We start from the raw sequence: 25,307 nt of genomic DNA on the forward strand, positions 1-25,307 counted from the left end.
AAATGACTAAGGAATTTAATACTGCAAATGGTCATAAATTCCTTAACATTAGTTGGAAACTATTATTAATTACGTTTTCCATCTCTTTAGTCGGAGTTGCATTGTTATATTCTGCCGCTAACGGCAAAATGGAACCCTGGGCAATTAAACAACTTTATACAATTTTGTTTACTCTTCCGTTAATTATTCTTTTATGCTTAGTTGATACATATTTAATTTTTAAATATGCATATGTCTTTTATTTCATTTGTCTCTTTTTGTTGGTTTTAGCTGAGGTTCTCGGGCATAAGGCAATGGGAGCACAGAGATGGTTAAAACTAGGTTCTTTAAATATACAACCTTCCGAATTTGTTAAACTTGCTATCATATTATCATTGGCACGCTACTTTCATACCTTGCATTCAAACCAGGTAAGCAACTTTAAATCTCTTATAATTCCTATAATAATTTTTTTACTTCCGGTAATTCTTATTTTAAAACAACCTAATCTCGGTACTGCGGCAATAATTATTATGATTTCTGCTGCGATTTTTTTTGTTTCCGGAGTGAAAATTTGGAAATTTGCCTTAGTTATTATAGCGGGTTTAGGTATTCTGCCGGTTATTTGGCAATTTATGCATGATTACCAAAAACAGCGTGTACTCACTTTCCTTGACCCGGAACGTGATCCTTTAGGCGCAGGATATAACATTATTCAATCGAAGATCGCAATCGGATCGGGCGGAGTATTAGGCAAAGGTTTCTTACAAGGCTCACAAAATCAACTTAGCTTCTTACCTGAAAACCAAACTGATTTTATATTTACTTTACTTGCCGAAGAGTTCGGCTTGGTTGGCGTTGCTATATTACTTATTATGTATTTTATAGTTAGCTTATATTGTTATTACATATCATTTAATTGTGACAGCCATTTTTGCAGGCTTGCTTCAGTCGGAGTTGCAACCATGCTATTTATTCATGTGTTTATTAACATAGGAATGATTTCGGGTATGTTACCTGTAGTCGGAACTCCCCTGCCCTTTCTTTCTTACGGAGGGTCAAATTTGATTGCTTCATTTTTGGGTATCGGGATTGTGCTTAATTCCCAAAGTCATAAAAGTTTAAAGCTTACTAAGTCGTTGTAATATTTCTTATATTTTAATATGTAAAATCTTATTGCAATGTTATTTTAACTAAGTACGCTAATATACTTATTGTTAACGGGGGAGGCTAACAATGAGTAAAATTTTCCAAAGGGAATCTATTGTAGATTTACCAACCGATGAATCTTTACACCGTATAAGCATAATAAGAAAGCTAATCGGTTCTCTAAACGTTATTAAACTTGATAAAGATTTACTGGAATTTAAAAATTCATTCCAAAGGTTAGATATTTTACTTGAGCATTACAATGTCCAAGATCTAATCGAAGAAACGATTAATTTCGAAGCAAATTTCCATGACGGCTCAATGGAAAGAAAGTATGAATGTATTGATTATTTAGTTTTAAAGGGCGCAAATTTAAATGAATTAAAATATATTTTTGACAACTTAAATATCTATGAAATCCAGCTCTTACTTGATAGAGGATATTCTCAAAATTTAGCATTTAAAAGTATATTAGAAATATTAAATCAACAGGATAGCCAGGAAGAAATCTTATATAAAGCGAAATTGTTAATAGACCACCTTATACAAGATAATAAAGAAATAATTAATGAGCTGGATTACAAATCATTACCGGACAACCTACCGAATGAGTTTATTCACTTTCTTATCGAAAAAGGACTCGATTTAAAAGTAATATTTGCTAAAGCACTGTTTAGTAATCCTGAAAATGGCTTGAAAATACATGGGATACAAAAAAAGTACTTTGATATTGTGTTTAAGCATAAACCGGATATTGATAATATCTTCTATGATTTAAGTTTATTCAATCTTACAAATATTAATATTGCTGCTGTTAAATATTTGCTTAGCAATGGGCTATCACCCGATGCGCTTACTAAAACAATAATTAATTGTTTAACTATAGAAAATTATCTTAGCTATGATTTGGGCTTACAAAAAGATTTTGTAAAAGAGTTACTTGAGCTTGCTTTAAATGAAGGCGTGGAGACTAATTATACAAAAAAGAATAATTCTTTAATTAATAAATTTGCAGGACTGGGTGAGTATGAGCTTCTTGACTTAGTTCTTTCCGGAGGCACGGATAATGTACTTTCTATCTCTGCTTATATTGAAAGCTGCTATTCAATTACGGCTTGCATGGAAATACAAAAAAGGTTCCCTGATACTTATTCCGAAAAAGAATTTTACCAATATTTACGAGCGGAAGGCAAATCAAATTCCGAAACCGGATTATTTTTAGATAAATATAACTTAACCAAAGATTATTTAAATTACCGAAATGGTTTCGAAAGCAACCTTAGCAATATAGAAATTGCTATAATTGAATCAGAAAATATTCCCGTACGCGAGGTAGTAGAAGCTAAACCGATTAATAAATACGGCTTTAATTTACTGCATATCGCTTTGTTAAACCGAGACTTCGCCCTAGCTAATAAACTAATAGAAATGGGGGTTGACCTTACTGAAGCTAATAATAATGAAGTATCCGGAATTCTAATGTTACCGAGAGCTTATGACTCCAGAGGAGTTGATGAGAAAGAGGTGGAAAAAATATATGAGATAATTATGGCTCAATATAAAGACATTGATATTGTACTTTCTAATGGCGAGAACGTTATAGATCATTACCTGAGCAACCAAACACACAAAGAACTGATAATAAATAAATCAAAAGACCCGTTATTTTATTTTTTTAAAGAGGATTCGGATCTGTTTTTACCTTCTCAACAAACTGATAAGACCCACATAGCAATTAGCCACGGTGAGCATTTTTGGTCAACCGGTATATACGCATTTGCAAGGCTGGTAATGAAAAAGCATTCCGATGTAATGTTCCATCTGGTTACTAAAGAGATGCTGGAAAGAGGCGGAGATGGATTTGTTAATCAATTTGACGGGTGGATAAACCCGGGCGCAGGAGACAGTTACCCGAAACATCTTAATGAGTTTAATATATCCGACTGGCAACCGCAGTATGAAATTGAAGAAACTTACCAATTAGCATTAGATAAAACCTCTTTGTACAATATTCCCTATATGGGCATGTGTGCAGGAGCACAGCATTTTATACTTTATAATAAAGGATATTTAAGCCCGTTGAATGATTATAACCATGGTCGACATGAAGTTTCATACCTCAAGGGAACGCTCGCGCACTTTCAGGCGATGACTTCATTAGAGCAGCAGCAAGCACTCTTAAGTTGCGAATTTCCGGAGATAAAATTTATGGGCGACACTGCTCACCACTTTGCGGGAGTTTTAAATAAGCTTGGAAACGATATTGAGCTCGGTGCAATTTCAGAAGATGAGATACCGATGTCATACGCTCATATTAACGGGTTAAGTTATGCTACGCAATTTCATCCCGAACATTATTATAATATGAATAACGATGAAGGAATTGTAAATTACCAAATGGTTTGGCTGGATAATTTTATAAATTTAAGCAAAATGCATCATCAGGCGATTTATAATAATGAAATTTATCCTGAAATTTATATGAGTCAAATTAAGCAAAGGCTTGAGGAATGTAATAATAAAAAAACAAATATTACTGAAAATGAACCACATGAACAACCATTTAATATTGAAAACACAGAGATTTTGCACTTAATAAGTTGGTAGAAAGTTATAATAAAAACAATATTAAAGCCGGTATTTTAATCTTACGTTAAAAAGATTTACTAAAATTAATATCGGCTTTTCGGTTCTTTTATATTGACTGGTTTATGTATATGCACTACTATAACAAAATTATTTTTACGCGAATCCACAAGCTCTTTTTTATATATTTGAAGCATGGAATTACGTAAGATTGTGCAACAAATTTATTAAAAGGACGCTACTTATGTCAACAGGAACAGTTAAATGGTTTAACGCTCAAAAGGGTTATGGCTTTATTGAATCGGAAGAAGGTGGGGACATTTTTGTTCACATTAGTGCGGTTGAACGCGCCGGTTTAAATTCACTTCGTGAAGGTCAAAAACTTACTTATGAAGTTAATAAAGGCAAAGACAATAAAGAATCTGCAGTTAATTTACAGCTTTTAAAAGGCTAATTAACCTAAACAATTTTCTAATAAAACTTCTTTTAAAGTTCCGTAAAAAAAAGCTTTCAAAACAAGTTTTATATATATCTAAAAGCTTAAAAGCTAGAAAATTATAAATCTATATTAAATGAGGAAGATATTTAAAACCTTCCTCATTTAGTTTTAATATGAGAGTTTTTTTTATGAGTAACTTTAATACAATGAATCTTTCTGATTCATTACTGAAATCTATTACCAGAATGGGTTATACAACCCCTACCCCAATTCAAGCGGAAACAATTCCTATTGCATTAACAGGTAAAGATATTATCGGGACTGCACAGACAGGCACCGGGAAAACAGCAGCTTTTCTTATCCCGCTTTTTTCAAAGTTAATGGCTTCCAGAGAAAGCCATGCTATAATTTTAGCTCCAACAAGAGAACTTGCACTGCAAATAATGCAGGTTGTTGAAAGCCTTATGCCTCAAGATGGAAGGTTTCCGACCGCACTATTAGTCGGCGGTGCCGATATAGGAAAACAATTAAGACAACTTAAGGCGAAACCACGTTTAGTTGTAGCAACACCGGGAAGAGTTAACGACCACATTAAGAGAAGAAGTATAAATCTTAAATTCTTTAACTTATTAGTTTTAGATGAGTTTGATAGAATGCTGGATATCGGTTTTACTCCGCAAATTGAAAAAGTTATAAGCTTTATGGGAGAGAATCGCCAAACTTTAATGTTCTCTGCTACCCTAACCCAGCAAGTAATTAAATTATCTAAAAAGTATTTAACGGATCCTGCAGTTATAAATGCCGGTACAGTTAATACTCCGGTTAAAAATATTGATCAGAAGATGGTTAACACTACTGAAAGAAATAAATATGATGACCTTTTATCCGAGCTAAGCAAGCGCGACGGCTCAATAATTATATTTGTTAGTACAAAAAGCGGTGCGGATAAATTAAGCTTAAAATTAAATAATGATAACCAAAACACCTCTCCTTTCCATGGGGATATTCCACATAGAAAGCGTGAGAGAGTGGTTAAAAACTTTAAATCTCAAGATTTTAGAATTTTAGTTGCAACTGATATTGCGGCACGCGGCCTTGATATTAATCACATTAGGCATGTAATTAATTATGACCTGCCAAGATGCCCAGAAGACTATATTCACCGTTTAGGAAGAACTGCACGTGCCGGCGCTAAAGGTTCGGCGGTTAGCTTCATAGTTCCTGCTGATGGTAAAAAGTGGACGGCGATTAAACGCATAATGAAGCAAGCATAATTTTCATTTAATTCTAAGTATTTAAAACTCCTTTGAGGCAACCCTTAAGGGAGTTTTTTTATATAAGAAGATTTTATAGAATGGTGTAATCAATATGAAATTATAAATAGTTTTTGCAATGAGTAAATTACTAAGAGGCAAATAACCGAATTACCCCTTTAAATAAAAATTTAACTATATTATAAAAATACCGTACTTAAATATACTTCGTGGCAAAGACATTCACATTTTTAACTTGTAATTCCAATAATTTATAACCCCTATACCTTTAAAATAATTGCATTTTACTTCTTTTGCATAAATTAAGATCAAGCTTAATAAAAATTTAACATCTTTTCTCATCCTCCTTAACATAACTTAAATATTAGTATGTTATAATTTCTATTAATTATAATGAGAAATAGATATAAATATGAGTAAATTTCTAAATGATCAGGATGACCGCATTGAGAATGACTACACAAAATTTGCAAATGAATATAATAAGCAATCTGAAATTATAGATAATTTAGAACACGATTTAATTAACTATAACAATGAATGAATTGTTAAGAGACCAACGCCCTTAATAAAAATAAGGACTTTATAATATTAAACAAATAAATTAAATGGTAAACAAGATGAATAGAGAACAAAGAGTAAAAGCCCTTTTACATTTAACAGCTAAAGATCCAGGCACACCAACAATATTAAAAGAGCAAATTATAAATCATGTTTTAAATCAACCATCTAAACAATATGATGTTGAAATTAAAAAAGAAATTATTAATATAGTTAGAACTAATGAAAACAAATTTTCCAAAGAATTCAGACAGGAAATTATTGCTAAATACGCACCTGAAACAGCTACACCAGAGCCAACCGTAGAAACTGAAACACCTAAAGCTGAACAAGCTTCTACTCCTAATGAAGAAGCTGAAACTTCACAACAACCACAAACTGAAGCTGGCGAAGATGTAACAGATGATAGTACGGAAGCTTCCTCAAATACTACTACTGATAAAACTCAGCAAAACCCAAAAGAAGGATTTTATAAAAATTTTACAAATTTTTTCGAAGAAGGGTTAAATACAACTAAGAAAGCATTCAATACTTTTACAGGTGCTGATAAATATGACGAAAATGGAGAGCCGATAAAGCAGCCGGAAGAAAACAAGGAAGAAAATTTAGGCGCAACTAATAATAATCAAGAAAATTCTACACCTTCTTCCAAATGGTATTCATTCATTTTTGGTAAAAAACTAAATAATAGTGCAACACCTGAAGCGAGTGCAACACCTGAAGCGAGTGCAACACCTGAAGCGAGTGCAACACCTGAAGCAAGCTCAACACCTGAAGCAACAAATTTAGCTAAAAATATGGCAAAAGGGTTTGAAGAAGTATTGGCTAGTATACCAGTAGTAAGTGAATCACCAACCCCTATTCCTTTTACCACACCACCATATGCAAGCCCTGAACCGATTTATTCGCCTGCACCTAATATAAATGGTTTCTTTAAATGCTTTAATGCTGATGGAAGTGTTTCAGGCGCAAATTTATATCTTCCTGAAGATCCTAATGGGCCTACGCTTATTTGCTCTACTCCGGATGTAACAGATTATACTTATTAACCTTAATCAGCTGCTATATTTTATTTGCCAAATTTAGCAGCTTTCTTTTAAAGTTAATTAAAAGGCAAAAAATATATTAATGTTAACTTAAAATTATATATTTTTCAGTGTATTTACGCAGTATAACCTTAACAACAACCGTTCAAGCGAACTACTGTTTAAAAAAAATTGTTTAGTTTAAATGTACTAAAATATATAATCATTTAATATGCAAAAAATAAAATTGAATAATTAAGGAAATAAATTTATGAATACTAAGATATTAACCGCTCTAACCGCCTTAGCTGTTATAACCCCGCTAAGTGCGCTCGCAAATTCATATGATGAGAAAAAAAATAGCTCTTCTTCAAACTTTTTTAATAATGATATTTTTAATGATACGTATGTTTCTATCGGGTATGGTAAGTCTTTGCCACAAGGGAAACTAAGTGGTCTTACAGTAGATGATTATTACGATAACCCAGAATATTATAGCAAAACTAAACTTAAAAATAGTAATGTTTTTAAAGCCTCTGTCGGAAAGAAAATTAATGATATGAAAATTGAGTTTGAGTTTTTACATAGTAATAAACACAAGTTCAATTTTGGCACTAAAAATGAAGAATTAGGAACCAATTATTTACATAAACTTCATACTTCTCATTATACATATTTTATAAATGGGTTATATGAAATTAGCAGCTTACATCATGTTATAAAACCGTATGTCGGATTAGGTATTGGTATATCACATAACAAAATTTCAGCTGAAGCAGTAACTATACCTTCAGGACTAAAACATTATGTTTCTAGTAAGAAGTATTCAAACTCGTTTGCTTGGAATGCAAGTTTAGGTATTACAGTAGATATTAGTGAACATTTATTCTTAGATTTTTCATATAAATATATTGATTTAGGAAAAGCTAAAGGATCTCCCTTCACTATTGATAGCGTAGTTGCTTCAGACAACAACAACATCAAGGGCAGATTTAGGAACAATGTGTTCTTAGTAAGCGCTGGGTTTAAGTTTTAATTAAGCTTAAATATTTTAAATATTTAAAAAAGGTATAAATAAAAATTATACCTCTTTTTATACTTCAACAAATAGTTATAAAAAAACTCACTGCTTTCATAAAATTTTTCAAATCAAGCAGTGAGTCTTTTAGCACTATAATTTAGAATAAGATAAAAGTTTAATTTAACCTTCATCTTTATTTATTTTTTTACCTGCATTAAAATCTTCATGAGCCATTTGCTCTTTTCTTGCTTCGCCGCCGATTTTCCCGCCCTTTTTACCCATAGCGGAATAATTATCATGCATTTTTTTCTGCTCTTCGCTACTTAAGTTAGAATTATCATTTTGAGATTGTCGGTTTTTATTTTCATTGTTATTTTGATTAACAGCCATAGCACTCTCCTATTATTTTTAGTTTTTTAACAATCACTTAAAAAAATAAGTAATTACACTAACTGTAGAAATTTACTGTCTTACAATACAGGTAAAAATTTATTTAATTTTACCTGTAAAACAAATAAAAATTTATCATCTTTTTATACCGGCACCACTATTTCCTGCTTTTATTATATAAAACTCGGTATCCAATGATTTTTTTATACCACTATATAAGAGATCATAAGTAGTAAAGTTTGAAGAAATTAGGGGCTGTAAGCTATTAGCTATATGTGCGGCAACAAAAGAATTATTAGCTCGGTTATAGGAATTAAAAAGATTTTCCTTAAAGTTATAAAAATAACCCTTTATCGATTGTGTGTATAGTAAGTCTGAAACCAAGTAAGCAACTAATACTACACAAAAGCATTGAAGATTATATATAAATAACCCGTTAGAGTAATTTTGAGGGGTTTTATCGCGGATTAATGGTGCTTCATATCTAGCAGGCATACAGGCTGCTTTTATGCCTTGAAAAAAAGTAAATTTTAGTGCATTCATTAAGCAGTAATTATTATAATTTTCATTATTATTCTTTGTAAATGAATTTTCATTATTACTAATAAATAAATTAGCTATCTGAGTATTTGAAATAATACCGAGCATGGGAATGAACCCGGTTGCCAATATTCTTTCTAAATAAGCTGAGCCTAATGTTTGAAAAAGTATACCTTTACAGTAATTAAAGGAAGCTGCGAAAATTAGTCCACCTGATGTATAATCAATTAAATCCTTTGTTTGCTCGGAGATATATTTTTTCTTATTTAGCAAAGAGGTAAATATTCTAACTGATATATCAAAAGTTATAATACCCATAAAATAATGCGGATCAGAAGCAAGAAATGTACCTGTTGAATACATAATAGCCATGCTTAAAGCTAAATCAATATTACCTTTTGATAACATAAGTAAAATCCCCCTTAAAACAGCCAAGGAGGTATTGCTCTTAAGCTTGTAGAGAACCTTAAGGCTAAATCTCTCCCCCTTTACCCGGACATTAATCATTATATAAGATTAAAAGCTTAAAGCAAAAAGGCAACTATGAAATTTAATGCCTTAAAATAATAATAAAATTTAAGTAAGGCTCTTGACTCTGCTGATATTAATTATCATTAGCAGATTTGTTAAGCTGCTTAACAAGTTCTTTACTTGGTCTAAAATAAAGGGAACCTTTATTTCCAACTTCAATTTTTTGATTAGTTTTAGGGTTTCTTGCAACTTTCTCCCCTCTTTTTCTCACCACCATCGAACCGAAGCCTCTAAGCTCAACTCTATCACCACAAACTAAAGCAGTAGCAATTTCACTAAAGAAAATATCTATTACTTCTTCCAGTTTATTAAGTGACATACCTTGATTATGTTTTTTTAACCAAGATACAAGATCTTTTTTACTAACTGCTTTACTCATATTTACAATAAATTATAATTTTTAAAGAATTATATCAGTATTGATGGCAATTGTCTATATTTATTGTAAAACCATTGTATTAGCTGTGTATTTAAGATTAGAAAGAATAGTAGCCGTAGAATCCAAAATCTTTTCCAGCCTGCTGGTTTGCTTAACTAAGCTAACATCAACAACTTCCAGGCCTTTTATATTTTTGTCTTTTGCAAGCCAGGCGATTGCTTCATCTTCTCCCCCTAAAGCATCAATTAAACCATATTCGAATGCTTGCCTTCCCGTATAAACTCTACCATTTGCAATCGTTTTTAATTTATCGCTTTCTATTTTTCTTCTTTCTTGAACCATATTAAAGAAAACCTCAAAGCTATCCTGAATGGTATCTTCAACTGCATTCTTTACTTCTAAAGGCATTTTTTCAAACGGATTAGGCGAAGCTTTGTAAATAGATGTTTTTAGTGTTTGTAACTTAACACCTAAACGTTCGGCAAGCTCAGTAATTTCAAAGGATTTTAATAATATTCCTATTGAACCGGTTAAAGTTCCTTCACGTGCTAAGATATGATCGGCTCCAATTGCAGACATATATCCTCCGGAAGCCGCTATTTCACCCATTACTGCCACCACCGGTTTTTTATCAGCAATTTTTCTTAAAGCATAATATACGTTTTGTCCACCGACAAATGATCCGCCCGGACTATTAATATGTACAATTAAAGCTTTAACGTTTTTATCATTTGCTAATTCCTTTAGGGTCAAATTTCTCTCATGATCATCCATTATGATCCCTTCGAGCTGCACCCTAGCTATATATCTTGAAGGAGAGGATATATTTGCTTTATTTCCAAACAAGCTCCAAAGTAATAAAATAAGAGCTAGTAATGCAAAAAACCGCCAATTAGCTATTTGTGTTTTAAGTTTATTTCTATCGAAAATCTGATCTGAGGTAAATGACATATTAAAATATTATTATTATTATCTTTTCTAAAAAGTTATATTAACCTAAAACTTTAATTAATCATCCTTTTTTTAGTAATTTTTTAATTGACCTATTGCTGAAATGAGACTACATAACCCTTAAAGTTAATTTTTTAAATATGATGCTGTTATTACTGATTTTATGCCTATTAGGATACTTTATATATTTTAAGAATAAATTTAATTTATCATATAGTGTTGCTATTCCCCTATCCTCTTCATTAATTGTTTCTCTTCTTTACATATCAGCTTTGCTTAGAATCTTAGATTTTACTGTATATTTTATTTATATTTTAGGAGCTGTACTTTTTATTTATTATATTATCAACAATTTTACAGATAAAAAATTATTAACTGAATTTTTTTCTTACGATCTCTTATTCCTACTTGTTGCAATCGGTATATATTATGTGAGAATAACACCTTCATACTACATTTCATGGGATGATTTCACTCATTGGGGAACCGCTGCTAAAGAGATTCACCTTTATAAAGGCTTGCACACGGTAAGTGACCTGACTTCTCTTTATCCGATCCATTTTAATTATACTAGAATACCTGCTCTTTTTTGTTACTTTATAACCAAGAGCATCGGATATACTGAAGGTAATAATATGTTTGCCATGGGTTTATTATGTATGCTATTCAGCTCAACGGTGTTAGTGCGCCGAAGCATGTTGCAAAGTGCATTATTATTCTTTTCAGTGCTCGCTGCTGCAATACTTTACACTCCGATTTTAAGATCTCTTTATATAGATGGTATAGTAGGTATAGCATTTGGAGCAGTAATAGCAATTTATATGCAAGAAAATAATAAAGATAAGGCTCTTCTCTGCTTATTACCTTTGTTATTTTTACTACCAAATATTAAAGAAGTAGGTTTTTGGTTAGCTTATGCTGCAGCTATTACAATTTCCACACATTTTGTGTCAAATTATAAACTTAAGAAGCATAATATTATACTTCTGCTGTTTTTATTTATTCTTCCATATATTAGCCATAAACTATGGGCAACCTATTTGCTAAATTTTGGTATAATATCTCCCCATTCAAGCTTTAGCTTAGCTAAGTATGCAGAAACCTTGCTCAATGTTTTTTCATCGGAACAAAATAAAGCTGTTTTGTTAATGTTCGGTAAATCAATCATAGGTTTTGCTCTGAAGGAAGGTAGCTTAGTGATATATACCTTACTTGCTTTATTGCTCTATTTGCAAAGAAAGTATAAAATTACTTTTTCTTATTTTCTTAATTTAAATATAGCTCTCCTGCTAACATTTGTTTTATACCTAAGCTTTAGATTATTTTTATATTTAAAAAGTTATACCATAGAAGAAGCCTTAAGAGCTGCTTCATATTTAAGGTATTATGCATCATTTGCAATTGTTTTCGCATTTGTTATAGCAACCTATATAAAAATGATCTTTGAGCAGCTTCCTCATAAGAAAACAAAGGATTTTAATAAGCTTATTATTATTCTAACTATAATTTTCTTCAGTACTATTTGTTCTAATTTATATAAAAGGCCGCCACATTATTTAAATAATGATAGGCAACTTACATCTTCTATTGCACAAGATCTTTCTATAATTAAACAAAAAGATAAAAATACTAAGATAATGACAATATATAATAACTTAACATTCTTTCATTGTGTTCAAATTACTTATGAATTATCTCCCCATAATCCTTATTCCGAATTACTTTCATGCGTGGAACAAACTGCACATTTCTGGCCAGATTCTTATAAATTAGATGAAAACTTTACAATTGATTTTGACATGTTCAATGATAAATCAAGTAATAAAAAAAATCCTGAAAAATATGATGTTTTATATATAACTTCATTAGATGATAATTCAGAGAGAATAATAGCTAAAGCCTTAGGTTTAAAAGAAGTTAAAGACAAAGCTTTTATTAAAATAAACGGTAAGTTTACTCCTTATAAGACAGAAAAATTGATAAGTTCGCCTTAATAAATAGCTTTTTTATTATAATATGTTTATTATTATAATTAAGGGTTATAAAAAATAAGAGGGAGCTTATGACTAAATCATATAAGGAAATTACCGGAGATATATCCGTATACTTAAGTAAAATGCATAAAGAAATTCCGGATGTAATGAATAGTTTAGGGGCTTTATCTAAAAGCGTTAGTAAAAACGGAGTTTTAGATAAAAAGACAAAAGAACTGATTGCTATGTCGCTTGGGGTTGCTGCTCGCTGTGATGGTTGCATTGGGTTCCACACTAAAACATTATGTGAACTGGGAACCACGCGTGAAGAATTATTGGAAGCGCTTTCTATGGCTATTTACATGGGCGGCGGGCCTTCTACAGCTTATGCGGCATATGCGCTTAAAGCTTTTGAAGAATTCAGTAATTTGTAATATTAAATAAAACGGGATAAAACGGGATAAAACGGGATAATACTTATTTACATTAATTTTATATGAAAGCATGAATTATTCCTTTTTATTACTTTTTTATCGGTATAAGTAATCCACCAGTATGGCAAAAGTGTTATGTAATATGTCTCTGGTACATATTTGTATGTTTTATTCTAATCCGTAGATAAGATTACCTTCACGTTATTTAAACAGCTTACCATTTCCCTTACAATTATATTTATTATTATATTTATTAAATATTTTTTAACATTAAAATTATTGCTCCAAATTATAAAAAGTTATTAATTTTTAATAATCTCTAATTTATATAAAATATAATTATGACAATCTTTACTCAACAAAATTTCACGTTAGTTGAAGTTTATTCTCAACCTTCGCCTTATAATAATTATATTTCGAATGATGAGGAAGAAATTATTTTTTCTGATAAGGATGATGAGCTTGAGCTAATAAAAATGCTTGAATCAAAGATAAAAAAATTGAATCATTAAAAAATTACGACATGAGTAATGATTTGTATCGTAATAAAGAGTTTACTGTTTTATATGTTGCCAGTAATTTCGGTGATACGGATAAAGTTAAAACATTATTGGAAAACGGTCATGATCCTAATGTCAGAGCAAGCGGATATAATCAAACACCTTTGCATACATGCGGTAATTCAAAAATAGCTGAAATGTTAATTTCATATGGTGCCGATCTTACTGCTAGAAATAAAGGCGGAAAAACGCCATATGAAGATATAAGTTTTCATTATTGTATTAGCGAAAAATATAAAGAAAATGATAATATTTAAAAATATACTGCAATATTAGATGTAATTACTGAAGCTATGGATGAACAGGGGATAGAATATTCTCCTTAGGATTGCAAAAGCATATTAGAATTAAATTAATAGAAGAAAGATCAGGATAAAAGCTAATTAATATATATGAATATAAAAAAACTTTATCTCATTACAATAAATTTATCTTCCAAATATTCTAAAATACCTGATCTTCCCCCTTCTCTACCGATACCGGATTCTTTAACCCCACCGAAAGAAGCAACTTCGCTTGATATGCCGACATCATTTATTGCAACCATACCATATTGCAACTCCTCGCTCACTCGCCAAGCTTTTCGCATATCTTCAGTATAAACATAAGCAGCAAGGCCGTAATTAGTTGCATTCGCCCTATCTATTACTTCATCCTCATTTTCAAACTTAAATAATGAAATTACCGGAGCAAAAATTTCTTCTTTTGCAATCAGAGTATTATCTGAATTATTACTAATAATTAGAGGCGCTAAAAAGCAAGGGGAAGACCTATCAATTTCCGCCTGATATAAAATTTCTCCGCCGTTTTGTAAAGCATTGCTCACTAATATATTTACCTTATTTACAGCTTTCTCGTTAATAAGTGCTCCAATGTTGTTAGTTTCATCAAGTCCGTTACCGACTTTTATGTTGTTAAATTCTGCTTTTAGTCGTTTTAAAAATTCTTCAAAAATATTTATATGGATATAAACTCGATTTACGCAAATACAACTTTGTCCTCCGTTCCTTAGCTTTGAAGCTAGCAATCCTTTAACGACTTCTTTAATGTTTGCATCCTCAAATACAATAAACGGTGCATTACCGCCCAGCTCAAGCGTAACTTTTTTAACGGTTTTACTGCATTTTTCCATTAATAATTTACCTACACTTGTTGAGCCGGTAAAAGTTAACATCCTAACCTCAGGGCTTAAAGTTAAAGCATCCCCGATTGCATTTGCATCTCCGAATATTATATTTAGCACACCATCAGGAAGCCCGGCTTCTTGAGCTAGCTTTGCCAAAAATAATGCGGAATAAGGAGTTTCCTCGGAAGGCTTAACTATGACGGTACATCCTGCTGCAAGCGCAGGGGCAATTTTTCTTGTAATCATAGCTGAAGGAAAGTTCCAAGGAGTTATAGCAGCTACCACCCCGACTGGCTCTTTAAAAGTAAATAATTTTTGCTCTGCTTTAAGTTTAGGCACAATATCACCGTAAATTCTTTTAGCTTCTTCGGCGAACCATTCAATGAATGAAGCTCCGTACTCAATTTCCGTTCTTGCTTCGGCAATAACTTTACCTTGTTCCATAACCATGATCTTTGCAAGTTGCTCTTTATTTGATATTATGAGCTCATAGAATTTGCGTAAAATTTTACTACGTTCTTTTCCGGTAGTTTTCTTCCATGGCAAAAATGCATCTCCGGCTGATTTAATTGCCAATTGTGCATCAATCGTCGAACAAAAAGGGACTGACCCGATAACTTCTCCGGTTGCAGGATTATACACGGAAAAAGTTTCTCCTGAAACTGCATCTACCCACTTTCCGTTAATAAAGCATTTATTTATAAATTCCATGGCGCCCCCGTTTTATATATTTAAAGGCGACACAATGTAACAAACTTTTATTGATAACCTCTATTTTAAAAGCGGCGACCAAGCAGGGTCTGAAGCATCACCTGGTGTTTCAATTATTCTTTCATGATAACCTGTAATATCAATTGCGTAAATATTACTTTTACCACCGGGCTTTTGTCTTTCGAACATAATAACCCTACCATTCGGAGACCAGGTTGGCCCTTCATCCAACCAACTCGAAGTAAGCAATCTTTCACCGCTGCCGTCAACTCTCATCACCCCGATATAAAATTTTCTATGCTGCATTTTAGTAAATGCTATATAATCACCCCTCGGCGACCATACGGGGGTTGCATAAGAACCTCCACCAAAACTAATTCTTTTTATATTCGAACCGTCACGATCCATAACATAAAGCTGCCTTGAACCACCTCTATCGGAATTAAAAGTAATTTTAGTCCCGTCAGGTGAATATGAAGGAGAGGTATTAATAACCGCACGATCGTAAGTTAACTGCTTAACGAAATTACTTCTTAAATCAATTTCAAAAATATTGGTTGTTCCGCTCTTTGCAACCGACATAATTGCATAATTACCGTCAGGGGAAAAGCGGGGTGCAAATGACATACCCGGAAAATCACCGACTAGTTTTTGTGTTCCCGTTTCCAAATCCAGCATATAAACTTTCGGTACTAAATTTTTATAGGACATAAAAATAGCTCTTTGGCTATTAGGGTCAAACCTTGGGGTAATAACCAGATCACTGCCATTACTCAGCAACTTTAAGTTTGCTCCGTCCTGATCCATTATAGCTAGTTTTTTTATGCGCTTGGTATATGTCCCGCTTTCAGCTATAAAGAGAATTCTGGTATCAAAGTACCCTTCTTCCCCGGTCAGCCTTTTGTAAATTACATCTGCAATTTTATGCGCTACTCTTCTCCAGGCGTTTTTGGAAACCGTGTAACTTCCTCCTTCAAGCTGAATCTCGTTATATGGATCCCACATTTTAAACTTAATATTAATATGGTTTGAATCTTTTATTTCAACCTGACCTGAAATTAATGAAGTAGCATTAATTTTTCGCCAATTGGAATATGTGGGTGCCTTGTCTAAAGTTATATTTTCTAAGAATGCATTTTTATTGATAGGTCTGAAAAGTCCTGAGTTTTCAAGATCATTACTGATGACTTGCTCAAGTTTTTCTCCGATTTCCTTACTAAAATCACCAGTTCCTTTGAATCTATCAACTGCAATTGGCATGGCCTCAACGTTTCCTCTGGTGATATCAATCTCAACTAACGCCTGAGCTATGTTAACCTGCAATAGTACTAATGAACAAAAAATAATAACTCTATTCAGCATTCCTTACCTCTTTTTATATTTTTCGTCGGTATCCTGCATTAATTTACCGCCGATAGCATAACCGTTGCCCGGCATTTCATTAATAATAATTTTCACTTTATGCGATTCGCATTTTAAAGATTCACAAACCGCGTTAGTAACATTTTCAACTAATGATCTTTTTTGATCATCAGTCCTTCCTTCCATCATATTAACTACTAGTACCGGCATATATTTTATCCTACTTAATAACTATTCCGTGATTAGAAGTGGAGCAGAATCACTGCTTCCATCAGCATTCACGTTACCGCTAACCGCCTCAGCTATAATTTCAGCTTCTTCTTCCGCTTCATATACTCTTGTCACAGAAATAACTTTCTCAGCTTCTTTAACATCAAATATTTTTACTCCCATGGCATTTCTGCCTGTGATTCTAATATCATGTACCCTGGTTCTAATTAATGTACCACGGTTTGTGATCAAAATAATTTGCTCATCTTCATGTACCGGGAAGCTTGCAACAACGGAGCCGTTACGTTTTGAGGTATTTATATTTAGTACACCCTGCCCGCCTCTATCCGTTATTCTATACTCATATGCCGAGGTACGTTTTCCATAACCGTTTTCGGTTATTGCCAGTATATATTCTTCATTCTTAGCCAACTCAACAGCTTCTTCTTTAGTTAATTTCTCGAAAGTATATCTGTTTAGTTTGTTTATTGCGCTCTGATCTTCCGGGTTCGCAGCAATCATCATTCTTATATTTTCACTTATTTTTAAGAATTCATCACGCTTCTCCATCCCTATTTCAGCCCCTTTTAAAACTGATAGTGAGATCACCGCATCTCCTTCTCTGGCAAGCCTAATACCTCTTACACCATCCGAAGATCTGCTCTTAAATACCCTTACCGAATCTACCGGGAAACGAATCGATTTACCCATTCTGGTTGAAAGCAGCATATGATCATGAGATTCGCAAACTGCAACACCGATAAGTTTATCATTATCATCAAGTTTGATGGCAATCTTACCGTTGGATTGAATATTTACAAAATCAAGTAAACTATTACGTCTTATATTACCGTTGGAAGTTGAGAACATAATATTTAATTGATCCCAGGTAGATTTATCTTCCGGGAAAGCCATAATATTATTAATTTTCTCACCATCGGAGAGCGGGAATAAGTTAACCAATGCCCTCCCCTTGGATTGAGGGGTACCCAGTGGTAATTGATAAACTTTTGTTTTATAAACTTTACCGATATCCGAAAAGAACAATAATGTCGTATGGGTGTTACTTGCAATTATGTCGGTCGTAAGGTCTTCATCATGCATTGAAAGCGCTGACCTACCTTTACCTCCGCGTTTTTGCGACCTATAAGCATTAAGTGGAACCCTTTTAACATATCCGGTTAAAGTAAGGGTTACCACCATTTCTTCTTTCTGAATTAAGTCTTCAATATCAACTTCGGCTTCATTCAATTCAAAATCAGTTTTTCGAGGAGTTGCAAATTGCTGTTTAACTTCCGCAAGCTCAGTAAGTATAATTGCATATAATTTTTCTCTTGAAGAAAGAATGCTTAAATACTCTTTAATCTCAGCTGCAAGTTCTTTCAGCTCATTTTCTATTTTTTCTTTTTCTAAACCGGTAAGCCTTTGTAGTCTCATTTCCAGTATGGCTTTTGCCTGCTCTTCAGTAAAATAGCAAGTGCCGTTAACCAGGTTGTTTCTATAATCATCAACTAAACTTAGTAATGATTCAACCATTTGCGCTTGCCAGGATCTCTCCATTAACCTTACTTTTGCCGCTGCCGCATCAGGTGAAGCTTTAATTAATGCAATCACTTCATCAATATTACTTACTGCTAAGTATAACCCGATTAATACGTGTGCTTTATCCCTGGCTTTAGATAAAAGGAAAGAAGTTCTGCGCGCCACTACTTCTTCTCTAAATTCAACAAATGCTGCAATTATGTCTCTGATTGACATAACTATCGGGATACCTTTATTAAGCGCAAGGGTATTATAAGCAAAAGAAGATTGAAGTTCGGTAAATTTATACAGCTGTTTTAATATTACGTTAGAGACAACATCTTTCTTAAGTTCGATTACGACCCTTACACCGAGCTTGTTTGATTCATCTCTTAGTTCATAGATACCTTCAATTATCTTTTCTTTAGTTAAGTGCTCAATATGTTTAACTAGCTCAGCTTTATTAACCTGATAAGGTATTTCGTTAATAATAATCGCTTGTCTGCCGCCGATTTCCTCAAATTCCGTTTTCCCTCTGACGATTACAGAGCCTCTGCCTGTCATAAGTGCTTTTTTAGCTTTCTCACGACCTAGAATTAACCCTCCCGTCGGGAAGTCAGGTCCCGGTACATAAGCGGTTAGTTCCTCAGCAGTAATTTCAGGATTTTCAATATAAGCACAACATGCATCAATAACTTCACCAAGATTATGGGTTGGAATATTTGTTGCCATTCCGACTGCAATACCGTTGGTACCATTTACTAATAGGTTTGGGAATCTAGTCGGAAGAACTCTCGGCTCTTTTTCCGAACCATCATAGTTATCTTGAAAATCAACCGTGCCTTTATCTATATCGTTAAGTATGGCTGAGGAGATTTTAGCAAGCCTAACCTCGGTATAACGCATTTGCGCCGGCGAATCTCCATCCATAGACCCGAAGTTACCCTGGCCGTCAATGAGGGGAATTCTAAGTGAGAAATCTTGTGCCATTCTTACTAATGCAAGATAAATCGAGTCATTCCCGTGCGGGTGATATTTACCTATTACATCCCCGACAATTCTTGCGGATTTTTTATAAGGTTTATCATGAAAGTTACTCATTTCATACATTGAGAATAATATTCTGCGATGCACCGGTTTTAAACCGTCTCTCGCATCTGGAAGCGCCCTACTTACGATTACGCTCATTGCATAATCAAGGTAAGACTTTCTCATCTCATCTTCAATTTTAACTGGTAATACGTTAAAAAATTCTAAATTTAAATTTTCACCTTTACTCAACTTTTTACGCCTTAATTAATTTTTTTAATTACGTGAATACTAGCTAAGTTCGGAATAAAAGGCAACGGGGTATTAAAAGTTTTATTACTAAGAGCGGCAAACTATAAAATGCTTGCAGTCGGATGAGATATTAAAGTATGTTGATATTATAATTTATATATAAGTTTTATTCTACATGGTCACAAGAATCATAACATTTTTTCTGCTTATCTTATTATCTCCGTTAATTTCTCACGCTGATAAACCTTTATTAAATTCAAATATACAAAATGCTAAACGCGGAATTGTAAGCATTAGTAATAAGCTGGTTACTTCACTTTATGCTTCGGATACCAGCAAAGAAATTTTCGGCACCGGTTTTGTGGTAGATAAAAAAGAAGGATTAATTATAACTAATGAGCATTTAGCTTCAAAACAAAGGATTAGTGATTATAAAGTCAGCTTTTTTAACGGCAGGGAAGCTGAGGCAAAATTTCTTTACAGTGACCCGTGGATAGATTTTGCATTATTGAAAGTAAACCCGAAAGATATTCCTCAAAATGTTGTGCAACTGGAGTTTAGTAATACACCTATTGAAAATGAAGGAAGTGTAACCATTATCGGCAATAATCAAGGTAATAACTTTTCCGTTCAAACCGGAGTTATCAGCAACCTATATGAGTCATGGGGAGCCTTCCCAAGTCAAAATATGATTATTAGCTTAAACACTAAAGGTGGATCAAGCGGTTCACCTATATTAAATAATAGAGGAAAAGTTATAGCTTTAAATTATGCTGCAGATCAAACTTACGCTGCTGCTATTCCGATTGCTTACATTAGGGATGCACTACAATACTTAAGCAAAAATAAAATACCTCCGAGAAGAGATATAGGAGCCATACTTGAATATTACTCACTTGATAAAGCAGCTACGTTTTCCAATTTCCCTAAAGGCATTATAGATAATTATATTAATAAATATCCGGGCTCTTTCAGCAAAGCACTAAAAGTGAGTACAGTGCTTGAAGAATCTCCAGCACACGGAATATTGCAACCCGGAGATATTATTTGGAAAGTAAATAACACTGAGATCGGGCCTAAGCTTTATGAATATCAAAAGCTTTTAAATATATCTTCAGATGATTCAGTTAATTTAGAGGTTTACAGAAACGGTAAGCTAATAAGTTTAAAAGTTCCATTATATAACTTATATGATTTAGAACCTTCTAAGTTTGTCATGTTCGGCGGAGCAACTTTTGTTGAGGTCGATAATTTTTTAAAGTTAACTACAGGAGCACCTAAAGGCAAAGTCTTTGTAACCAATGTTAATATAGGTTCAAGCTTTGATGTTTTACCTTGGATTAAAATTAACAACTACGGACTAGTCTATCTCATTAACGTGGTAAGTATAAATAATACTCCCATTAATAACTTAGATGATTTAATAAAAATAATTCCTGAACTTACTGAAACTAAAAACTTTAAAATTAATTTTAAAAATTATGCTTATTACCAAGGTTTCGACTCAGTTCCCTATACTAATAGAAATGAATTTGAATTAGAAATTAAATATAACTCGCCCGATTCCGAACCCACGCTGATGAAATTTGATAATAAAAAACTGGAATGGGTATCTCAAAAAATTCAGGAATTACAAAATAAATAGAGCTGAGGTAATCTTATCTATAATTAGAAGTGACTACCTTCTTTCTAACTATATTTAAAATTAATATATAAAAAAATTTTCTACACTAAGCGCATTTTCAAAAATATTAGCGAGTAGTAAAGAGCCAAAGTCATTGGTAGGGATAATAGCTATTTCATCTTTATAAATTATTTTAGAAATAATTTCATCTACTGAAAAATAAAGCTCTTTTGCAAAACCAAGTTTATCACCTTCAGAAGAATTAAAATCTATTATTGTAGTCAGCCAATCAGATTCAGCAACATAGATTATATCAGCACCACCCTTTCCAATAACAATATTAGCAGTGTTAGGCAGTAATTTTATTATATTATCTCTATCATCACCTTTTATTATATATGTAAGTCGGCCATCTTCTGTATCAAACGGATCAGGCTCAATTTCAATATTACTTGATAGTAGCTTATCTATATTTATTTGTTTATGAAATGCTGAACATACGTACCTTTCTGTCCCATACGGGTTATAGCCGCTATGTAAAAATATTTTTCCAAAATCATCTTCTATATGAGAGTTAGTCGGCATATAATGTTTATTTCCCTCGTCATTTAAAAATATTCCTCTTTTCTCAGGCTTGTGAGCTGAAAACATCTCAGCATTTTCATTAAATACAGCCTCATAATCATTACTATTTTTATTTATTTTACCGTATAATGCTAAATAATTATCAGGAATTATATTAGCAGGAATAACTACTTCCGGGCTATATTCCTGATAATATTGATCAAGCTGATCTAAATACTCATCTGCCGCTTGTATAAAGAGAGGCTCAGCGGTTATCCTATGTTTCAGCAAAGTTAATACACTATCGAGCCCGCTAATATCATGCCTAATTTGCATATTATTTTCATGCCTTTCAAGATATTGAGACAAAGTCATTTTAGAAGCTTCATAGGCAAAATAGTCAACCTTTCCTCGCAAACGGGAATTATAAACATATACTTCATCCGAGTTAACTTTTATTGCTATAAATGGACTATTTCGATCAATAAAACCTATTGTAGGCCAGAAATAAATATTTTCATGTTCATCAGAAAATATTCCCTTAACAGGTAGTTCCTTACGCATGCCTTCTTTAATTAATTGATTTTTTGACTTTAACCCAACTTCTAAACAATTGCTTAGAATCATATCCGCTAGCTCATATGCACTTAGATCAAATCTACCGATCTGGTGAAAAATTAAAACTTCCATAATGCAAATATATCTTATTAACAAATATATGTGCATTATAGCGTTTTATATAAACACATACAATAAAATACGTAAAATATGAAAAATATATAATTAAAGATATAAATTAAATATTTAATTGTTTACCCGAGTTCTTTATCCACCCAATCCTCACGAACTTTTACATATAAAAAAAGGTGAACCTTACGCTCTAAAATTTTTTGCAGCTCAAGCCTTGCTCTTCTGCCGACTTCTTTGATTTTTTGGCCGCCGGCTCCGACTACTATATTTTTATGGGTTGATCTAAGTATCACAATTGCTTGATGGAGTTTTAGACTGCCGTCTTTCTGATCTTCCCATTTTTCGGTTTCCACTTTTAAAGAATACGGCAGCTCTCTGTTAAGTAATAAAAACAACTGCTCACGAGTAATTTCTTCCGCCAAGCTTCTACTTGGGGTATCCGTATATAAATCTTCTTCATAGTACCAAGGAGAATTCGGCGCTTGGCTTACTAAATGGTTTACCACATCCTTAACGCCGTCATTTTTAAGCGCAGATATCATAAAGATTTCTTTAAATATATTTAATCTGTTTATATCTTCGGCTAATTTTAACAGCAGATCTTTCTTAATTAAATCCACCTTATTAATGGCTGCAATCAGCGGTTTATCTTTAATACTTACAATAATTCTATTTAGCTCAGGGGTTAAACCTCTTTTCGCGTCAATCAGTACACAGATTAAATCTGATTCGTCAATTCCTGCTCTAGCATTATTGACAATGTATTTTTCTAAAGTTTTGCTTGGCTTAAAAATCCCCGGGGTATCAATAAAAACAAGCTGAGTACTCCCAACATTTAGAATGCCTCTGGTCAGAGTTCTAGTAGTTTGGACTTTTGGGCTCACAATCGAGATTTTTTCACCGATAAGTTGGTTGATAAGAGTTGATTTACCGGCATTCGGCTCGCCAATCAAACCGACTTTTAAACATTTTGTAATTTTATCAGACATTATTTTTTTCCATTATTTTTAACATTAGAGCAGCTGCTGCTACTTCAGCTTGTTTTTTTGATTTCCCTTCGCCGATTGCGCTCCCTATATTTTCCACAACAACCTTTACTTTAAAGTGGGGAGAATGATCTAAACCCGTTTTTTCAACAATTTCATAAACCGGAATTACAAGTCCCATATGCTGCACATCTTCCTGCAACCTGGATTTAATATTTTTTTCGGTCAGCAGCGCTTTATTACTGAGGTGCTTACCCCATAAATTTTCAACTATGCTCAGTATGGTAGCATAACCTCCATCCAGATAAATAGCTGCAATCACCGCTTCCATAGCATCTTCCAGGTTCCCGGGATTTTCTCTACCTCCGTTGGTATCCTCTCCGCTATCTAAAATTAAATCTTCTCCGAGATTTATGCTTTCGGCAATTTCCGAGACTATATCTTTACTAACAAGTTTTGCATGCATAGTTGAAAGCTCCCCTTCATCTGCATCCGGGAATTTCTTATATATTGCTTCAGCAATTACCAACCCTAAAACACTATCCCCTAAGAATTCCAGTCGCTCGTAGGTTGCATTTTTAGTATCTGAGTTTTTAGCAACACTCGGATGCGTTAAGGCAAGTTTAAGTAATTGCAGGTCTTTAAATTTATAATTAATCTGCATATTTAAAACTTTGAAAAGCTCTGCCGGCATTACGTTCCGTTATTAATTTCCATAATGAAAAATCTGAAGTAAATACTAAGAATGCCGCTCTTCCGACCAGATTTTCTACCGGAACATACCCCACTTTATTAAGGAATCTACTATCAAGCGAATGGTCACGGTTATCACCCATAAAGAAATAATGCCCTTCAGGAACTTTATACAGCGGTGTATTATTCTGAAAATTATATATACTAATTCTTTTATCTCTTAAAATTTTATAGGTTAAGCCATTAGGTAAAGTTTCTTCAAAAGCCTCGCAATATATGGTTTTACCATCCTTATCTTTAAAGTCAAAATTGCCGATTTTATCTCTAATTACCGGCTTACCGTTTATATATAATAACCCTTTTTTCATTTGAATTTCATCACCCGGTAACCCGATTAATCTTTTTATATAATTAGTGCTACTATCTATGGGTAACTTAAAAACTATTATATCACCTCTTTCAGGGGATTTAAAAAAAATTCTTTTTTCAAAAAGCGGGATAGGGAAAGGGGAGAAAGAATATTTACTGTAACCATAATTATATTTTGATATAAATAGATGATCCCCTTCTCTAAGCTCCGGAATCATTGAACCCGAAGGAATTTTATAAAATTCGAAAAGAAATGACCTGAACAACATTGCAAGTACGAGGGCATACAGAAAGGACTTAGAAATATCCATCCAATCATAGCTTTTTATATTTCTTATAAAATTAGAAGAATTCAATTTTCAACCTATAAATAAACTT

General features: G+C 32.9%; 24 protein-coding genes. 12 read left to right on the forward strand and 12 right to left on the reverse strand.

Features of this window, described 5'->3' with window-relative positions:
• The first annotated feature begins 2 nt into the window (after window positions 1-2).
• From rodA to NF27_RS05985, 7 genes are all read left to right on the forward strand, one after another.
• Window positions 3-1,124, forward strand: a complete 1,122-nt coding sequence (gene rodA, locus NF27_RS05960; protein WP_053332629.1) for a rod shape-determining protein RodA — start codon at window positions 3-5, stop codon at window positions 1,122-1,124.
• Window positions 1,125-1,215: 91 nt separating this feature from the next.
• Window positions 1,216-3,735, forward strand: coding sequence for a glutamine amidotransferase-related protein (locus NF27_RS05965; protein ID WP_039457011.1), 2,520 nt, complete (start codon window positions 1,216-1,218; stop codon window positions 3,733-3,735).
• A 223-nt stretch (window positions 3,736-3,958) separates the two neighbouring features.
• The gene (locus tag NF27_RS05970; RefSeq protein WP_039457014.1) at window positions 3,959-4,168 is read left to right on the forward strand and encodes a cold-shock protein; all 210 of its coding nucleotides are present in this window, start codon (window positions 3,959-3,961) and stop codon (window positions 4,166-4,168) included.
• Window positions 4,169-4,341: 173 nt separating this feature from the next.
• On the forward strand, window positions 4,342-5,427 hold the full coding sequence (locus tag NF27_RS05975; protein WP_161791818.1) for a DEAD/DEAH box helicase: 1,086 nt from the start codon (window positions 4,342-4,344) through the stop codon (window positions 5,425-5,427).
• A 412-nt stretch (window positions 5,428-5,839) separates the two neighbouring features.
• Entirely contained in the window at window positions 5,840-5,971 is a 132-nt protein-coding gene (locus NF27_RS13165) for a hypothetical protein (RefSeq protein WP_275574612.1), read from the forward strand.
• 76 nt (window positions 5,972-6,047) lie between these two features.
• A complete protein-coding gene (locus NF27_RS05980; protein WP_039457017.1) occupies window positions 6,048-7,037 on the forward strand; it encodes a hypothetical protein in 990 nt (329 codons plus the stop codon).
• 247 nt (window positions 7,038-7,284) lie between these two features.
• The gene (locus NF27_RS05985; protein WP_039457020.1) at window positions 7,285-8,049 is read left to right on the forward strand and encodes an outer membrane protein; all 765 of its coding nucleotides are present in this window, start codon (window positions 7,285-7,287) and stop codon (window positions 8,047-8,049) included.
• Window positions 8,050-8,214: 165 nt separating this feature from the next.
• Here the strand turns inward: NF27_RS05985 and NF27_RS05990 are convergent, their stop codons facing one another.
• The 4 genes from NF27_RS05990 to sppA form a co-directional block, all read right to left on the reverse strand.
• Window positions 8,215-8,424 (reverse strand): hypothetical protein, encoded by a 210-nt coding sequence (locus NF27_RS05990; protein ID WP_039457023.1) that lies wholly within the window; start codon window positions 8,422-8,424, stop codon window positions 8,215-8,217.
• A 135-nt stretch (window positions 8,425-8,559) separates the two neighbouring features.
• Window positions 8,560-9,372: a hypothetical protein gene (locus tag NF27_RS05995; RefSeq protein ID WP_039457026.1), complete on the reverse strand. Its 813-nt coding sequence runs from the start codon at window positions 9,370-9,372 to the stop codon at window positions 8,560-8,562.
• A 196-nt stretch (window positions 9,373-9,568) separates the two neighbouring features.
• Window positions 9,569-9,874 (reverse strand): HU family DNA-binding protein, encoded by a 306-nt coding sequence (locus tag NF27_RS06000; protein WP_038537979.1) that lies wholly within the window; start codon window positions 9,872-9,874, stop codon window positions 9,569-9,571.
• 60 nt (window positions 9,875-9,934) lie between these two features.
• Window positions 9,935-10,825 (reverse strand): signal peptide peptidase SppA, encoded by an 891-nt coding sequence (gene sppA, locus NF27_RS06005; RefSeq protein ID WP_039457030.1) that lies wholly within the window; start codon window positions 10,823-10,825, stop codon window positions 9,935-9,937.
• Between the two features lie 431 nt (window positions 10,826-11,256).
• Here sppA and NF27_RS06010 point away from each other — a divergent pair, with 431 nt between their 5' ends.
• The 4 genes from NF27_RS06010 to NF27_RS06020 all read left to right on the forward strand — a co-directional run bounded on the left by NF27_RS06010 (window position 11,257) and on the right by NF27_RS06020 (window position 14,049).
• Window positions 11,257-12,819, forward strand: coding sequence for a hypothetical protein (locus NF27_RS06010; protein WP_152606858.1), 1,563 nt, complete (start codon window positions 11,257-11,259; stop codon window positions 12,817-12,819).
• Window positions 12,820-12,887: 68 nt separating this feature from the next.
• The gene (locus NF27_RS06015) at window positions 12,888-13,232 is read left to right on the forward strand and encodes a carboxymuconolactone decarboxylase family protein (protein WP_039457037.1); all 345 of its coding nucleotides are present in this window, start codon (window positions 12,888-12,890) and stop codon (window positions 13,230-13,232) included.
• A 341-nt stretch (window positions 13,233-13,573) separates the two neighbouring features.
• Window positions 13,574-13,744 (forward strand): hypothetical protein, encoded by a 171-nt coding sequence (locus NF27_RS12470; RefSeq protein ID WP_161791819.1) that lies wholly within the window; start codon window positions 13,574-13,576, stop codon window positions 13,742-13,744.
• 11 nt (window positions 13,745-13,755) lie between these two features.
• A complete protein-coding gene (locus tag NF27_RS06020; protein WP_053332631.1) occupies window positions 13,756-14,049 on the forward strand; it encodes an ankyrin repeat domain-containing protein in 294 nt (97 codons plus the stop codon).
• A gap of 152 nt (window positions 14,050-14,201) precedes the next feature.
• On the opposite strand, the gene NF27_RS06025 is transcribed toward NF27_RS06020, so the two are convergent.
• Genes NF27_RS06025 through gyrA form a run of 4 tightly spaced genes read right to left on the reverse strand, consistent with a single transcriptional unit; the run spans window position 14,202 to window position 20,003 of the window.
• Entirely contained in the window at window positions 14,202-15,629 is a 1,428-nt protein-coding gene (locus NF27_RS06025; RefSeq protein WP_039457040.1) for an NAD-dependent succinate-semialdehyde dehydrogenase, read from the reverse strand.
• Between the two features lie 60 nt (window positions 15,630-15,689).
• Window positions 15,690-16,991: a Tol-Pal system beta propeller repeat protein TolB gene (tolB, locus tag NF27_RS06030; RefSeq protein ID WP_039457043.1), complete on the reverse strand. Its 1,302-nt coding sequence runs from the start codon at window positions 16,989-16,991 to the stop codon at window positions 15,690-15,692.
• 3 nt (window positions 16,992-16,994) lie between these two features.
• A complete protein-coding gene (locus NF27_RS06035; RefSeq protein ID WP_039457046.1) occupies window positions 16,995-17,201 on the reverse strand; it encodes a 2-hydroxymuconate tautomerase in 207 nt (68 codons plus the stop codon).
• A gap of 21 nt (window positions 17,202-17,222) precedes the next feature.
• Window positions 17,223-20,003: a DNA gyrase subunit A gene (gene gyrA / locus NF27_RS06040; protein ID WP_275574613.1), complete on the reverse strand. Its 2,781-nt coding sequence runs from the start codon at window positions 20,001-20,003 to the stop codon at window positions 17,223-17,225.
• Between the two features lie 175 nt (window positions 20,004-20,178).
• On the opposite strand from gyrA, the gene NF27_RS06045 reads away from it, so the two are divergent.
• On the forward strand, window positions 20,179-21,648 hold the full coding sequence (locus NF27_RS06045) for a trypsin-like peptidase domain-containing protein (protein WP_039457048.1): 1,470 nt from the start codon (window positions 20,179-20,181) through the stop codon (window positions 21,646-21,648).
• A 60-nt stretch (window positions 21,649-21,708) separates the two neighbouring features.
• Here NF27_RS06045 and NF27_RS06050 read toward each other — a convergent pair whose 3' ends face one another.
• The 4 genes from NF27_RS06050 to lepB all read right to left on the reverse strand — a co-directional run bounded on the left by NF27_RS06050 (window position 21,709) and on the right by lepB (window position 25,285).
• A complete protein-coding gene (locus NF27_RS06050; RefSeq protein WP_039457050.1) occupies window positions 21,709-22,881 on the reverse strand; it encodes a hypothetical protein in 1,173 nt (390 codons plus the stop codon).
• Between the two features lie 122 nt (window positions 22,882-23,003).
• Entirely contained in the window at window positions 23,004-23,870 is an 867-nt protein-coding gene (gene era, locus NF27_RS06055) for a GTPase Era (protein WP_039457052.1), read from the reverse strand.
• A complete protein-coding gene (gene rnc / locus NF27_RS06060; protein ID WP_204367871.1) occupies window positions 23,863-24,531 on the reverse strand; it encodes a ribonuclease III in 669 nt (222 codons plus the stop codon). Before rnc ends, era begins: the two co-directional genes overlap by 8 nt.
• Complete coding sequence (gene lepB / locus NF27_RS06065) at window positions 24,521-25,285, reverse strand: signal peptidase I (protein ID WP_239647825.1); 765 nt, start codon at window positions 25,283-25,285, stop codon at window positions 24,521-24,523. Before lepB ends, rnc begins: the two co-directional genes overlap by 11 nt.
• Window positions 25,286-25,307: the final 22 nt, after the last annotated feature.

Origin of the sequence: Candidatus Jidaibacter acanthamoeba (assembly GCF_000815465.1) — a bacterium.
GTDB lineage: Bacteria > Pseudomonadota > Alphaproteobacteria > Rickettsiales > Midichloriaceae > Jidaibacter > Jidaibacter acanthamoebae.

Coding starts and splice junctions, on each gene's coding strand:
- rodA (WP_053332629.1), top strand. CDS start 3: ATGACTAAGGAATTTAATACTGCAAATGGTCATAAATTCCTTAACATT.
- NF27_RS05965 (WP_039457011.1), top strand. CDS start 1,216: ATGAGTAAAATTTTCCAAAGGGAATCTATTGTAGATTTACCAACCGAT.
- NF27_RS05970 (WP_039457014.1), top strand. CDS start 3,959: ATGTCAACAGGAACAGTTAAATGGTTTAACGCTCAAAAGGGTTATGGC.
- NF27_RS05975 (WP_161791818.1), top strand. CDS start 4,342: ATGAGTAACTTTAATACAATGAATCTTTCTGATTCATTACTGAAATCT.
- NF27_RS13165 (WP_275574612.1), top strand. CDS start 5,840: ATGAGTAAATTTCTAAATGATCAGGATGACCGCATTGAGAATGACTAC.
- NF27_RS05980 (WP_039457017.1), top strand. CDS start 6,048: ATGAATAGAGAACAAAGAGTAAAAGCCCTTTTACATTTAACAGCTAAA.
- NF27_RS05985 (WP_039457020.1), top strand. CDS start 7,285: ATGAATACTAAGATATTAACCGCTCTAACCGCCTTAGCTGTTATAACC.
- NF27_RS05990 (WP_039457023.1), bottom strand. CDS start 8,424: ATGGCTGTTAATCAAAATAACAATGAAAATAAAAACCGACAATCTCAA.
- NF27_RS05995 (WP_039457026.1), bottom strand. CDS start 9,372: ATGTTATCAAAAGGTAATATTGATTTAGCTTTAAGCATGGCTATTATG.
- NF27_RS06000 (WP_038537979.1), bottom strand. CDS start 9,874: ATGAGTAAAGCAGTTAGTAAAAAAGATCTTGTATCTTGGTTAAAAAAA.
- sppA (WP_039457030.1), bottom strand. CDS start 10,825: ATGTCATTTACCTCAGATCAGATTTTCGATAGAAATAAACTTAAAACA.
- NF27_RS06015 (WP_039457037.1), top strand. CDS start 12,888: ATGACTAAATCATATAAGGAAATTACCGGAGATATATCCGTATACTTA.
- NF27_RS12470 (WP_161791819.1), top strand. CDS start 13,574: ATGACAATCTTTACTCAACAAAATTTCACGTTAGTTGAAGTTTATTCT.
- NF27_RS06020 (WP_053332631.1), top strand. CDS start 13,756: ATGAGTAATGATTTGTATCGTAATAAAGAGTTTACTGTTTTATATGTT.
- NF27_RS06025 (WP_039457040.1), bottom strand. CDS start 15,629: ATGGAATTTATAAATAAATGCTTTATTAACGGAAAGTGGGTAGATGCA.
- tolB (WP_039457043.1), bottom strand. CDS start 16,991: ATGCTGAATAGAGTTATTATTTTTTGTTCATTAGTACTATTGCAGGTT.
- NF27_RS06035 (WP_039457046.1), bottom strand. CDS start 17,201: ATGCCGGTACTAGTAGTTAATATGATGGAAGGAAGGACTGATGATCAA.
- NF27_RS06045 (WP_039457048.1), top strand. CDS start 20,179: ATGGTCACAAGAATCATAACATTTTTTCTGCTTATCTTATTATCTCCG.
- NF27_RS06050 (WP_039457050.1), bottom strand. CDS start 22,881: ATGGAAGTTTTAATTTTTCACCAGATCGGTAGATTTGATCTAAGTGCA.
- era (WP_039457052.1), bottom strand. CDS start 23,870: ATGTCTGATAAAATTACAAAATGTTTAAAAGTCGGTTTGATTGGCGAG.
- rnc (WP_204367871.1), bottom strand. CDS start 24,531: ATGCAGATTAATTATAAATTTAAAGACCTGCAATTACTTAAACTTGCC.